This window comes from Streptomyces sp. NPDC037273, assembly GCF_055603625.1.
This window is the reverse complement of sequence record NZ_JBVJVO010000012.1, coordinates 92,041-104,255: the sequence shown is the minus strand read 5'-3', so window position 1 is coordinate 104,255 and position 12,215 is coordinate 92,041. Positions and strand designations below refer to the sequence as shown.

At 73.9% G+C, this 12,215-nt stretch carries 14 protein-coding genes; 13 read left to right on the top strand and 1 reads right to left on the bottom strand.

The window, feature by feature from the left end; genetic code table 11:
* Positions 1 to 88: 88 nt before the first annotated feature.
* From ACZ7G1_RS28010 to ACZ7G1_RS27970, 9 genes are all read left to right on the top strand, one after another.
* Entirely contained in the window at positions 89 to 862 is a 774-nt protein-coding gene (locus ACZ7G1_RS28010) for a hypothetical protein (RefSeq protein ID WP_470877063.1), read from the top strand.
* An 85-nt stretch (positions 863 to 947) separates the two neighbouring features.
* Entirely contained in the window at positions 948 to 2,795 is a 1,848-nt protein-coding gene (glmS, locus tag ACZ7G1_RS28005; protein WP_470877065.1) for a glutamine--fructose-6-phosphate transaminase (isomerizing), read from the top strand.
* An 8-nt stretch (positions 2,796 to 2,803) separates the two neighbouring features.
* Positions 2,804 to 3,172 (top strand): holo-ACP synthase, encoded by a 369-nt coding sequence (locus ACZ7G1_RS28000; RefSeq protein ID WP_470877066.1) that lies wholly within the window; start codon positions 2,804 to 2,806, stop codon positions 3,170 to 3,172.
* 75 nt (positions 3,173 to 3,247) lie between these two features.
* Positions 3,248 to 4,687, top strand: coding sequence for an NAD(P)H-hydrate dehydratase (locus ACZ7G1_RS27995; protein ID WP_470877068.1), 1,440 nt, complete (start codon positions 3,248 to 3,250; stop codon positions 4,685 to 4,687).
* 327 nt (positions 4,688 to 5,014) lie between these two features.
* Entirely contained in the window at positions 5,015 to 5,719 is a 705-nt protein-coding gene (locus ACZ7G1_RS27990) for a L,D-transpeptidase (RefSeq protein WP_470877070.1), read from the top strand.
* Between the two features lie 20 nt (positions 5,720 to 5,739).
* A complete protein-coding gene (gene alr / locus ACZ7G1_RS27985; protein ID WP_470877073.1) occupies positions 5,740 to 6,888 on the top strand; it encodes an alanine racemase in 1,149 nt (382 codons plus the stop codon).
* A 44-nt stretch (positions 6,889 to 6,932) separates the two neighbouring features.
* Positions 6,933 to 8,114 (top strand): alpha/beta fold hydrolase, encoded by a 1,182-nt coding sequence (locus ACZ7G1_RS27980; protein ID WP_470877076.1) that lies wholly within the window; start codon positions 6,933 to 6,935, stop codon positions 8,112 to 8,114.
* Between the two features lie 10 nt (positions 8,115 to 8,124).
* Positions 8,125 to 8,625 carry a tRNA (adenosine(37)-N6)-threonylcarbamoyltransferase complex ATPase subunit type 1 TsaE gene (gene tsaE, locus ACZ7G1_RS27975; RefSeq protein WP_470877079.1) on the top strand — a complete coding sequence of 167 codons (501 nt, stop codon included), beginning with the start codon at positions 8,125 to 8,127 and terminating at the stop codon, positions 8,623 to 8,625.
* A 123-nt stretch (positions 8,626 to 8,748) separates the two neighbouring features.
* Positions 8,749 to 8,901 (top strand): hypothetical protein, encoded by a 153-nt coding sequence (locus ACZ7G1_RS27970; RefSeq protein ID WP_470877080.1) that lies wholly within the window; start codon positions 8,749 to 8,751, stop codon positions 8,899 to 8,901.
* 35 nt (positions 8,902 to 8,936) lie between these two features.
* Here the strand turns inward: ACZ7G1_RS27970 and ACZ7G1_RS27965 are convergent, their stop codons facing one another.
* On the bottom strand, positions 8,937 to 9,473 hold the full coding sequence (locus tag ACZ7G1_RS27965) for a L,D-transpeptidase (protein ID WP_470877099.1): 537 nt from the start codon (positions 9,471 to 9,473) through the stop codon (positions 8,937 to 8,939).
* A 166-nt stretch (positions 9,474 to 9,639) separates the two neighbouring features.
* On the opposite strand from ACZ7G1_RS27965, the gene tsaB reads away from it, so the two are divergent.
* The 4 genes from tsaB to ACZ7G1_RS27945 are packed head-to-tail and all read left to right on the top strand — an operon-like array spanning position 9,640 to position 12,185.
* Positions 9,640 to 10,296, top strand: coding sequence for a tRNA (adenosine(37)-N6)-threonylcarbamoyltransferase complex dimerization subunit type 1 TsaB (tsaB, locus tag ACZ7G1_RS27960; RefSeq protein ID WP_470877081.1), 657 nt, complete (start codon positions 9,640 to 9,642; stop codon positions 10,294 to 10,296).
* Positions 10,297 to 10,313: 17 nt separating this feature from the next.
* On the top strand, positions 10,314 to 10,775 hold the full coding sequence (rimI, locus tag ACZ7G1_RS27955; RefSeq protein ID WP_470877100.1) for a ribosomal protein S18-alanine N-acetyltransferase: 462 nt from the start codon (positions 10,314 to 10,316) through the stop codon (positions 10,773 to 10,775).
* 43 nt (positions 10,776 to 10,818) lie between these two features.
* Positions 10,819 to 11,934: a tRNA (adenosine(37)-N6)-threonylcarbamoyltransferase complex transferase subunit TsaD gene (gene tsaD / locus ACZ7G1_RS27950; RefSeq protein ID WP_470877082.1), complete on the top strand. Its 1,116-nt coding sequence runs from the start codon at positions 10,819 to 10,821 to the stop codon at positions 11,932 to 11,934.
* Positions 11,931 to 12,185: a hypothetical protein gene (locus ACZ7G1_RS27945; RefSeq protein WP_470877083.1), complete on the top strand. Its 255-nt coding sequence runs from the start codon at positions 11,931 to 11,933 to the stop codon at positions 12,183 to 12,185. The genes tsaD and ACZ7G1_RS27945 overlap by 4 nt, the downstream gene beginning before the upstream one ends.
* Positions 12,186 to 12,215: the final 30 nt, after the last annotated feature.

Sequence of the window (12,215 nt, the reverse complement as noted above, 5' to 3'; positions counted from 1 at the left end):
GTGATCATGCTGATGCCGCGTGGGCTCCTGTCCGGCACGCGGGGGGAGCCGCCGCGGGGCGGCACGAAGAGAACAGAGAGCAGCTCAGATGCGTACCTCCATCCGCGGTGCCGCCGTCGCCGCCACCGCCGTCTCGCTCGCCCTGCTCGTCACCGCCTGCGGCGGCGGGGAGAAGAAGGACACGAAGGGCGACGGCAAGGACGCGGCGCCCAGCGCCACGGCCTCCGCCTCCGCCACCAGCGCGCCGCCGGCCAAGGCGCTCTCCGCCGCCGAGCTCGACAAGCTCGTCGTCGAGCAGGCGGACCTGCCGGGCCACCAGGTGCAGAAGGCCAAGGCCGCGGACATCGTGAAGTCCGACGCCATCTCCACCGACAAGCCCTCCTGCAAGCCGCTCGCCGACGCGATGTCCTTCCTCTCCGCCGGGCAGCCCGCCGCCTCCGCGCACCGCAAGGCCATCGAGGTGCCCAAGAGCGCGGGCGCCACCGCCTCGCCCCAGGACGCCCTCGGCGCGCTCGCCGCGCCCGTCACGAGCGTCACCCTCGGTTCGTACGAGGGCCAGGGCGCCCAGGAGGCCCTCACGTCCCTGAAGACGGCCGGCACCGACTGCGCGGGCGGCTTCACCCTCGTCGGCGGCGGGGAGAAGACCAGGATCACGAAGGTCGCGCCGGAGCCGCTGACCGCCGGCGAGGAGGCCCTCGCCTGGACCGTCACCACCGACATGGACGGCGAGCCCTTCGTCACCAAGGTCGCCGTCTTCCGCACCGGAAACACCCTGGCCTCCTTCTCCACGCTCAGCTTCGGCGGCACCGTCAAGACGCTGCCGAAGGCGATCATCGACGCCCAGGTGGCGAAGCTCGGCTGACGGGGGGCGCGGGCGCGCGACACGGGCGCCGGCCCGTGCCGCGCTACTCCGGCCGGTGGGGCGGGTTCCGCCATAGGCTGCCGCCATGTGCGGAATCGTGGGTTATGCCGGCGGGCAGTCGGCACTTGATGTGGTGATCGCGGGTCTGAAGCGGCTCGAGTACCGGGGCTACGACTCGGCCGGTGTCGCGGTGCTCTCCGACGGGGGGCTCGCCGCGGCGAAGAAGGCGGGGAAGCTCGTCAACCTGGAGAAGGAGCTCGTGGACCGGCCGCTGGCCGGCGGGTCCGTGGGCATCGGACACACCCGCTGGGCCACCCACGGCGGGCCGACCGACGCCAACGCGCACCCGCACCTGGACAACGCGGGGCGGGTCGCCGTCGTCCACAACGGCATCATCGAGAACTTCGCCGCCCTGCGGCAGGAGCTCGCCGAGCGCGGACACGAGCTGCGGTCCGAGACGGACACCGAGGTCGTCGCCCACCTGCTCGCCGAGGAGTTCTCCTCCGCGGGCGACCTGGCCGAGGCCATGCGGCTGGTGTGCCGCCGGCTCGACGGGGCGTTCACGCTGGTCGCGGTGCACGCCGACCAGCCCGACGTGGTCGTCGGCGCCCGCCGCAACTCGCCCCTCGTCGTCGGCGTCGGAGAAGGCGAGAACTTCCTCGCCTCCGACGTCTCCGCGTTCATCGCCCACACCCGCTCGGCGATCGAACTCGGCCAGGACCAGGTCGTCGAGCTCACCCGGGACGCGGTCACCGTCACCGACTTCGACGGCTCGCCCGCCGACGTGCGGGCCTACCACGTGGACTGGGACGCCTCCGCCGCCGAGAAGGGCGGCTACGACTACTTCATGCTCAAGGAGATCGCCGAGCAGCCCAAGGCCGTCGCCGACACCCTCCTCGGGCGCATCGACACCGCCGGCCGGCTCACCCTCGACGAGGTGCGCATCCCCGACGCCGTCCTCCGCGAAGCCGACAAGATCGTCATCATCGCGTGCGGCACCGCCTTCCACGCCGGGATGATCGCCAAGTACGCCATCGAGCACTGGACCCGCATCCCCTGCGAGGTCGAGCTCGCCAGCGAGTTCCGCTACCGGGACCCCATCCTCGGCCAGCGCACCCTGGTCATCGCCATCTCCCAGTCCGGCGAGACCATGGACACCCTCATGGCGCTCCGGCACGCCCGCGAACAGGGCGCCAAGGTCCTCGCCGTCTGCAACACCAACGGATCGACGATCCCGCGCGAGTCCGACGCCGTCCTCTACACCCACGCCGGGCCCGAGGTCGCCGTCGCCTCCACCAAGGCCTTCCTCACCCAGCTCGTCGCCTGCTACCTGCTCGCGCTGTACCTCGGGCAGGTACGGGGCACCAAGTGGGGCGACGAGATCCACGCCGTCATCCGCGAACTCGCCCGGATCGGCGACGAGGTCGAACGCGTCCTGGAGACCATGGAGCCCGTCCGGGCCCTCGCCCGCTCGCTCGCCCACAAGGACACCGTCCTCTTCCTCGGCCGGCACGTCGGCTACCCGGTGGCCCTCGAAGGCGCCCTGAAGCTCAAGGAACTCGCGTACATGCACGCCGAGGGCTTCGCCGCCGGAGAGCTCAAGCACGGGCCCATCGCCCTCATCGAGGAGGACCTCCCGGTCGTCGTGGTCGTGCCCTCGCCCAAGGGCCGCTCCGTCCTCCACGACAAGATCGTCTCCAACATCCAGGAGATCCGGGCCCGCGGTGCCCGCACCATCGTGATCGCGGAGGAAGGCGACGAAACCGTCGTCCCCTACGCCGACCACCTCGTCCGGATCCCGGCCACGCCTACGCTGCTCCAACCGCTGGTCTCCACGGTGCCGCTCCAGGTCTTCGCCTGCGAGCTCGCCACCGCGCGGGGCAACGAGGTGGACCAGCCGCGCAACCTGGCCAAATCCGTGACCGTGGAGTGAGGTAACAAATGATCATCGGGGTGGGGATCGACGTGGCGGAAATCGACCGCTTCGCCGCATCGATCGAGCGGACGCCGGGGCTCCTCCGGCGCCTCTTCGTCGAACGCGAAATGCTCCTCCCGAGCGGTGAGCGGCGGGGACCGGCCTCCCTCGCCGTCCGCTTCGCCGCGAAGGAAGCCCTCGCCAAGGCGCTCGGCGCGCCCGGCGGCCTCCTCTGGACCGACGCCGAGGTGTACGTCGAGGGCACCGGGCAGCCGAGGCTGCGGGTGCGGGGGACGGTGGCGGCGCGGGCCGCCGAACTGGGCGTCAGGCACTGGCACGTCTCCCTCAGCCACGACGCCGGCGTGGCCTCCGCCGTCGTCATCGCCGAAGCCTGACCCCGCCCGGGCCCGCACCCGGCGGGCCCGGCGCGGGTGCGGGCCCGGGCGGGCGCCGCGGGGGAGACTGCGGACATGCGAACTGCGTATCGGGTGGAGACGGTTCGGGCCGCCGAGGCCGAGGCGATGGCGCGGGTGCCGGAGGGGGCGCTGATGCAGCGGGCCGCCGCCGGGCTCGCGGCCGCCTGCGGCTCGCTGCTCGGCAAGGGGCGGGTGTACGGGGCGAGGGTCGTCCTGCTCGTCGGCGGCGGGGACAACGGCGGCGACGCGCTGTACGCCGGGGCACGGCTCGCGCGCAGGGGCGCGGGCGTCACGGCGGTGCTGCTCGGGGCGCGCGCGCACGACGGCGGGATGGCGGCGCTCCGCGCGGCCGGCGGCCGGATCGCCGAGGATCCCTTCGACGCGCTGGCCTCCGCCGATCTCGTCGTCGACGGGATCACCGGGATCGGCGGGCGGGGCGGGCTGCGGCCCGAGGCGGTGCCGGTCGCGCGGGCCGCGCGGGGTTCCGGGGCGGTCGTGGTGGCCGTCGACCTGCCGAGCGGGGTGGACGCGGACAGCGGGGAGGTCGTCGGCGAGGCGCTGCGGGCGGACGCGACGATCACGTTCGGGGCGTACAAGCCGGGGCTGCTGATCGATCCGGGGCGGGAGTACGCGGGCGCGCTGCGGCTGGTGGACATCGGTCTCGACGCGTTCCTGCCCGGGGTGCCGGACGTGGCGGCGCTCCAGCACGAGGACGTGGCGTGGCTGCTGCCCGTACCCGGTGCGGAGAGCGACAAGTACCGGCGGGGCGTGCTCGGGGTGGCCGCCGGGTCGGCCAGGTACCCGGGGGCCGCGGTGCTCGCCGTGGCCGGGGCGCTGCGGGGCGGTGCGGGGGCCGTGCGGTACGTCGGGCCCGCGGCGGACGCGGTGATCGCCGCGCACCCCGAGACGCTGGTGCACGCGGGGCCGCCGTCGAAGGCCGGGCGGGTGCAGGCCTGGGTGGTCGGGCCGGGGATCGGCGACGGCACCGGCGTCGTGGCCGAGGTGCTGGCGACCGACGTACCGGTGCTCGTCGACGCGGACGGGCTGCGGGGGCTCGACCCCGGGGCCGTACGCGGGCGGGACGCGCCCACCCTCCTGACCCCGCACGCCGGCGAGGCGGCCGCGCTGCTCGGGGTCGCGCGGGAGGAGGTGGAGGCGGGGCGGCTCGCCGCCGTGCGGGAGCTGGCGGGGCGGTTCGGGGCGACGGTGCTCCTCAAGGGCTCCACGACGCTGGTGTCCGACCCTGGGCGCGGTCCCGTACGGGTCAACCCGACCGGCACCCCGTGGCTCGCCACCGCCGGCAGCGGCGATGTGCTCTCCGGCCTCGCCGGCTCCCTCCTCGCGGCCGGGCTCTCCCCGCTGGACGCGGGCTCCTGCGGCGCGTACCTGCACGGGCTCGCCGCCCGCCGCGCCTCCTCGGGCGGCGCGCCCGTCACCGCGACCGAGGTCGCCCACGCCCTCCGGGACGCCTGGCTCGACGTCACCTCCTCGTGAGGCCGCCGGGGGAGCCGATTGGCTCGTGAGGCCGCGGGGGGAGCCGGTCGGCTTGTGGGGTCGCGAGGGGACCCGGTCGGCTCGTGGGGTCGCGAGGGGACCCGGTTGGCGGAAATGGTTGGGCCAGGGGTGGGACTCGGGGTGCCCGGGGGAGGGGGCGGGGCTTGGGTGGGTGGGGTGATCAGTCGGAGAAGCGGGACCGCGTTGTTGCTGGTGTTGGTCGCCTCGGCGGTGGTGGGGCCGGGGCAGGGGGCGGCTTCCGGGGTGCCGGACCCGGGGGACGTGCTGGTGCCCGGGGTGCCGGGCGGGGCGAGGGCGGAGTATCCGATGGATACGCCCGACCAGGTGCTGCCGCCGTTGCAGCCGGAGGGGGAGGTGCCGGTGCCCGTCCCGGAGGGGACCGACGAGGGTCTTGTGGAGTACGTGCCCCGGAGCGCGGTGGGCGCGGCCTGCACGGCGAAGGCGGGGACGTACCAGCGGCGGGTGGAGAAGCTGCTCGGCCTGAAGGCGGACGGGAAGCAGTCGGCGGCGGACTGCAAGGCCATCAAGGCCTTCCAGCTGCGGGAGAAGATCGAGCCGGCGAACGGGTACGCGGGGCCCGTGACGTGGTCGCGGGCGGAGCTGCTCGCGGCACGGAAGTCACTCGATCCGGGGAAGCGCTGCCCGGTGAAGAAGTACGCGGTGGCCTGCGTGGACCTGGACCGGCAGCTGATGTGGGTGCAGAAGAACAAAAAGGTGACGTACTCGGTGGTGAACGTCAGGACCGGGCGGGTCGGGTACGCCACGAGGACCGGCTGGCACACGGTCTACTGGCGCCACAAGGACCACTGGTCGTCGATCTACGACACGCCGATGCCCTTCTCGCAGTTCTTCAGCGGAGGACAGGCGTTCCACGCGGTGTACGGGCAGCTCGCCACGCCGACGGGCAGCCGGGGCTGTGTGAATCTCAGCTACCGGAACGCGGAGAAACTGTGGGGGGTCCTCCGCAAGGGTGACCGGGTCTACATCTGGGGAAAGCGGCCCGGCAGCTGACACCTGAGAGACTGGGCGCGATGACTGAGATGCCGCCGCCCCGCAGAGCCCGTGCCGAGATCGACCTCGGCGCGCTGCGTGCGAACGTCCGCACGCTGCGCGCCCGCGTCGCCCCCCACGTCCGGATCATGGCCGTGGTGAAGGCGGACGCGTACGGCCACGGAGCGCTGCGCTGCGCCCGCGCCGCCCTGGACGCGGGAGCGGACTGGCTCGGCACCGCCACCCCGCACGAGGCGCTGGCGCTGCGCGCGGCGGGCATCACGGACGTGCCGGTGATGTGCTGGCTGTGGACGCCGGGCGACCCCTGGGACCTGGGCATCGAGGCGAACCTCGACATGTCCGTGAGCGGGATGTGGGCGCTGCGGGAGGTCATGGCCGCGGCCGAGACGACCGGCAAGCGGGCCCGGATCCAGCTGAAGGCGGACACGGGTCTGGGGCGCAACGGCTGCCAGCCCGCCGACTGGCCCGAGCTGGTCACCGAGGCGCTGAAGGCCGAGGCGCAGGGCCTGGTGAAGGTGACGGGCCTGTGGTCGCACTTCGCGTGCGCCGACGAGCCGCACCACCCATCGATCGCGGCGCAGCTGGACGTGTTCCGTTCGATGCTCGATCACGCGGAGAAGGCGGGGGTGGAGCCGGAGGTCCGGCACATCGCGAACTCGCCGGCGACGCTGACGCTGCCCGAGGCCCATTTCGACCTGGTGCGGCCGGGCATCGCGATGTACGGCGTGTCGCCGAGCCCCGAGCTCGGCACCTCCGCCGAGCTCGGGCTGCGGCCGGTGATGTCCCTGAAGGGCAGCGTCGCGCTGGTGAAGCGGGTGCCCGCCGGACACGGGGTCAGTTACGGGCACCACTACGTGACCGAGGGCGAGACGACCCTGGGTCTGATCCCGCTGGGGTACGCGGACGGCGTCCCGCGGCACGCCTCCGGGCGCGGGCCCGTCCTGGTCGGGGACCGGGTGCGTACGGTCGCCGGGCGGGTCGCGATGGACCAGTTCGTGGTCGACCTGGGTGGCGACACGCCCGAGCCGGGGACCGAGGCGGTGCTCTTCGGGTCCGGGGAGCGGGGCGAGCCGACCGCGGAGGACTGGGCGGTGGCCGCCGACACCATCGCGTACGAGATCGTGACCCGGATCGGCGCGCGCGTGCCGCGCGTCTATCTGGGCGAGTAGCGAGTAGCGAGCAAGCGCAGCAGCGAGCGGGCGGAGGGGCCGGCATGGGCGAGTCGAGCAGCTGGAGGCGGGCCGGGATCGCCGGTGCCGCGCTGGGCGTCCTCGCCGCCGGAGCGGCCGCCGGGGTCGCGGTCGAGCGGCTGACCGTGGGCCGTTCCGTACGGCAGAAGGCGCGGCTCGCGCTCGATGCCACGGGCCCGTACGGCGGGCTGCGCGGGACGCCCGGACGGGCGTCGGCCGACGACGGGACGGTCCTGTACTACGAGGTGGACGAGGTCGAGCCGGAGCCGGCGTCCGGTCGCCGCAGGCGGCTCTTCGGGCGGAAGGAACCCGCCCCGGTGACCGTCGTCTTCAGCCATGGCTACTGCCTCAACCAGGACTCCTGGCACTTCCAGCGCGCCGCGCTGCGCGGTCTGGTCCGCAGCGTCCACTGGGACCAGCGCGGCCACGGCCGCTCCGGGCACGGGGTCGCGCAGACCGGGTCCGAGGCGGTGCCGGTCTCCATCGAGCGGCTCGGCCGCGATCTGAAGGCCGTGCTCGACGCGGCCGCGCCCGAGGGGCCGCTGGTCCTGGTCGGGCACTCGATGGGCGGCATGACGGTGATGGCGCTCGCCGAGCAGTTCCCCGAGCTGGTCCGCGACCGGGTGGTGGGCGTCGCCTTCGTCGGCACCTCGGCGGGGAAGCTGGACGAGGTGTCGTACGGCCTTCCGGTCGCCGGCGTGAACGCCGTCCGGCGGGTCCTGCCGGGGGTGCTGCGGGCGCTCGGGTCGCAGGCGGAGCTGGTCGAGCGGGGGCGCCGGGCGACCGCCGACCTGTTCGCCGGGCTGATCAAGAAGTACTCGTTCTCGTCGAAGGACGTCGATCCGGCGGTCGCCCGGTTCGCCGAGCGGATGATCGAGTCCACGCCGATCGACGTGGTCGCCGCCTTCTACCCGGCCTTCGCCGAGCACGACAAGTCCGCCGCCCTCGCCGTCTTCGGCGACCTGCCCGCCCTCGCCCTCGCCGGCGACAACGACCTGGTGACCCCCAGCTCCCACACGGAGGCCATCGGCGACCTCCTGCCGGACGCCGAGCTGGTCATCGTCCCGGACGCCGGGCACCTGGTGATGCTGGAGCACCCCGAGGCGGTCACCGACCGGCTGGCCGACCTGCTGGTGCGGGCGGGTGCGGTGCCGGGGGCGCCGACGGTCGCGGCGGCGGTGAGGACGGACACCCGCAAGGGCTAAGTTGGCGGGTATGGAAGCAGCGCACCCGCCCGTCTCCGGCGCCACCCTCTCGGTCGACTCCCCGCAGCAGATGCAGGAGCTGGGCCGCCGGCTCGCGAAGGTTCTCCGACCGGGGGACCTCGTCATGCTCACCGGCGAGCTCGGCGCCGGGAAGACCACGCTCACCCGCGGCCTCGGCGAGGGCCTCGGCGTCCGGGGGGCGGTCACGTCCCCGACGTTCGTCATCGCCCGGGTCCATCCGTCGCTGACCGGGGGCCCGGCCCTGGTGCACGTGGACGCGTACCGGCTCGGTGGCGGGCTCGACGAGATGGAGGACCTGGATCTCGACGTCTCGCTGCCGGAGTCGGTGGTGGTCGTCGAGTGGGGTGACGGCAAGGTCGAGGAGCTCACGGACGACCGGCTGCACCTGCTGATCCACCGGGTGACCGGTGACACCGACGACGACCGCCGCACGGTCGTGCTGCGCGGGATCGGGGCGCGCTGGGCGGACGAGGACCTGGCCGCGCTCTGAGCGCGGGCGGTCTCCGTACGTAGGTTCCGACAACGTGTCGGGAAGGTGTTGCGTGGGCCGTGCGCGCCGTGGTGACATGGATGCACGAGCTGGTTAGGTGTACCTAACCTACGGGAGGCATGCATGGCGACGCCTGAGCGCGCGGAACCCGGCCGGGACCACGTCCCGATGAGCGAACTGCTGGCGTCCTGCGCCGCCGCGCGGGCCCTCTCGACCCCGCCGCCGCAGCCGGCCGAACAGCCGGAGGAGGAAACGGTCCGGGACGAGGCGGCCTGAGCCGTCCGTCCCGTCACCGCTGTTCCGCGGCGGCCTCAGGCGATGACGACGACCTTCGCGCCGATCACCGCGAAGGTCCACAGCGCGTCGCCGTCGGCGCGCTTCATGCGGATGCCGCCGGTCTTCTTCGTCGGGTCGGGGGTGGGCGTCGAGCCGTCCACGGCGGCGCTGAAGCCGATGGCCACGTCCTGGTTGTTCGCGAACCGCACCACGTGCTCGATCTGCACCCCGTCGGAGCCGCGGACCGAACCCGAGCGCGAGGTCACCTTGTACGCGCCGGGCAGCGGGGACACCGTGCTCGGCATCACCGAGAACGTCCGGGTCGCCTTGCCCTTGCCGTCGACGAGCCAGACGCGGCGGTCACCGAGGGAGTACACGACCCGCTCGCCGGTCCCGGAGCTCGCCGGCAGCGCCAGCGGGTCGCCGGTCGGCTTCTTCACGCCGCCGCTCGGCGAGACCGAGGGGACGGAGGCGCCCGGCGGCTTCACGGACAGGTCGGCGGGGGCGTTCGCCGAGGCCTGGTAGGCGAGGAAGCCGACCGCGGCGATGGCCGCCGCGGTGAGCCCGGCCACGAATCCCGAGCTGCTCCGTGCCACCGTGCCCACCTCTCGTACGAACGTATCGAAGGGTGACGGTAGCAGCCGCGGGACCGAGGTTCGGGGCGCCGTGCCCAGGGCGGCGTCCGGCCGTGCCCGGGCGGCGGGGCGGCACCGGGCCCGGGAGCCGTAGGCTGTTCGCGTGCTGTTGCTCGCCATGGATACCGCCACCCCCGCCGTCACCGTCGCCCTGCACGACGGCGAGGCCGTCGTCGCCTCGTCGGGCCAGGTCGACGCCCGCCGCCACGGGGAGCTCCTGATGCCCGCCGTGGACCGGGTCCTCAAGGAGGCCGGGGTGAAGCTCGACGCGGTCACCGGGATCGTCGTCGGCGTCGGCCCCGGGCCGTACACCGGGCTGCGCGTCGGCCTCGTCACGGCCGCCGCCTTCTCCTCCGCGCTCGGCGTGCCGGTGCACGGCCTGTGCACCCTCGACGGACTCGCGTACGCCTCCGGGATCGACGGGCCGTTCGCCGTCGCCACGGACGCGCGGCGCAAGGAGGTCTACTGGGCGCGGTACGACGACTCCCGCACGCGGGTGACCGACGCGGCCGTCGACCGGCCCGCCGACATCGCCGAGCGGCTCGCCGGCCTCCCGGTCGTCGGCGCGGGCGCCCGGCTCTACCCCGACGCCTTCCCCGACGCCCGCGACCCCGAGCACCAGTCGGCGGCCGCGCTCGCCGGGCTCGCCGCCGAGCGGCTCACGGCGGGCGGGGAGGGCTTCCTCGACCCGCTGCCGATGTACCTGCGGCGCCCCGACGCGCAGGTGCCGAAGAACTACAAGGTGGTCACCCCCAAGTGACGGCCGTGCTGCGCGAGATGCGCTGGTGGGACATCGCGCCGGTGCTCGCGCTCGAAGCGGAGCTGTTTCCCGAGGACGCCTGGTCGGAGGGGATGTTCTGGTCCGAGCTCGCGCACTCCCGCGGGCCCGGCGCCACCCGGCACTACATCGTCGCGGAGGACGCGGCGGGGCGGCTCGTCGGGTACGCGGGGCTCGCCGCGGCCGGCGGGCTCGGCGACGTGCAGACGATCGCCGTCGCCCGCGACCAGTGGGGCACCGGCCTCGGCGCCCGGCTCCTCACCGACCTGCTCCACCACGCCACCGCCTTCGAATGCGACGAGGTCCTCCTCGAAGTGCGGGTGGACAACACCAGGGCGCAGAAGCTCTACGAGCGCTTCGGCTTCGAACCGATCGGTTTCCGGCGCGGCTACTACCAGCCGGGGAACGTGGACGCGCTCGTGATGCGGCTGACCGTCCAAGGAACAGAGACCGAGATCTGATGTCCGTACCGACCCACGCACCGACCCATGGCTGGAATGACTGATGGCTGCTGACGAACCGCTCGTACTCGGCATCGAGACCTCCTGCGACGAGACCGGCGTCGGCATCGTGCACGGCACCACCCTCCTCGCGGACGCGATCGCCTCCAGCGTCGACACCCACGCCCGATTCGGCGGCGTCGTGCCCGAGATCGCCTCCCGCGCCCATCTGGAGGCGATGGTCCCGACGATCGAGCGCGCCCTGAAGACGGCCGGGATCTCCGCCAGGGACCTCGACGGCATCGCCGTCACCGCGGGACCCGGTCTCGCCGGCGCGCTGCTCGTCGGCGTCTCGGCGGCCAAGGCGTACGCGTACGCCCTCGGCAAGCCGCTGTACGGGGTCAACCACCTCGCCTCGCACATCTGCGTCGACCAGCTGGAGCACGGCAAGCTGCCCGAGCCGACGATGGCGCTGCTCGTCTCCGGCGGCCACTCCTCGCTGCTGCTCTCCGCCGACATCACCTCCGACGTGCGGCCGATGGGCGCGACCATCGACGACGCGGCCGGCGAGGCCTTCGACAAGATCGCCCGCGTCCTCGACCTCGGCTTCCCCGGCGGCCCGGTCATCGACCGGCTCGCCAAGGAGGGCGACCCGGCCGCCATCGCCTTCCCGCGCGGCCTGAGCGGCTCCCGCGACCCCGCGTACGACTTCTCCTTCTCCGGCCTGAAGACCGCCGTGGCCCGCTGGATCGAGGCCAAGCGGGCGGCCGGCGAGGACGTGCCCGTACGGGACGTCGCCGCGTCCTTCCAGGAGGCCGTCGTCGACGTCCTCACCCGGAAGGCCGTACGGGCCTGCAAGGACGAGGGCGTCGACCACCTGATGATCGGCGGCGGCGTCGCCGCCAACTCGCGGCTGCGGGCGCTCGCCCAGGAGCGCTGCGAGCGGGCCGGCATCCGGCTGCGGGTGCCCCGGCCCGGCCTGTGCACCGACAACGGCGCCATGGTCGCGGCGCTCGGCTCCGAGATGGTCGCCCGCAACCGGCCGGCCTCCGACCTGGAACTGTCGGCGGACTCCTCGCTGCCGGTGACCGACCCGCACGTGCCCGGCGCCCACCACCACGGCCACGGTCACGACCACGACCACGTGCACGAGGTCAGCAAGGAGAACCTGTACCCGTGAGGCTCACCCTGATGTGGGAGGCCCGGGCCGCCCAGGACCGGGGCCCCGAGCTCCTGGAATGGGCGCGGGCCCAGGTCCTCGCCCGCGAGCCGCTGCGCCGGGAGATCTTCCGGGCCCCGCAGGACCGGGTCCTCGTCCTCACCTGGTGGGAGGCGGAGGCCTTCGACGCCGAACTGCCCGAGCTGCCGGAGCCGGACGCCGAGCTGATCACCCGTCCGGTCCACCGCTGGCGCTTCGAATCCGTCGAATAGCGGACACGCGGGCGGGAGTCGAGCAACCTT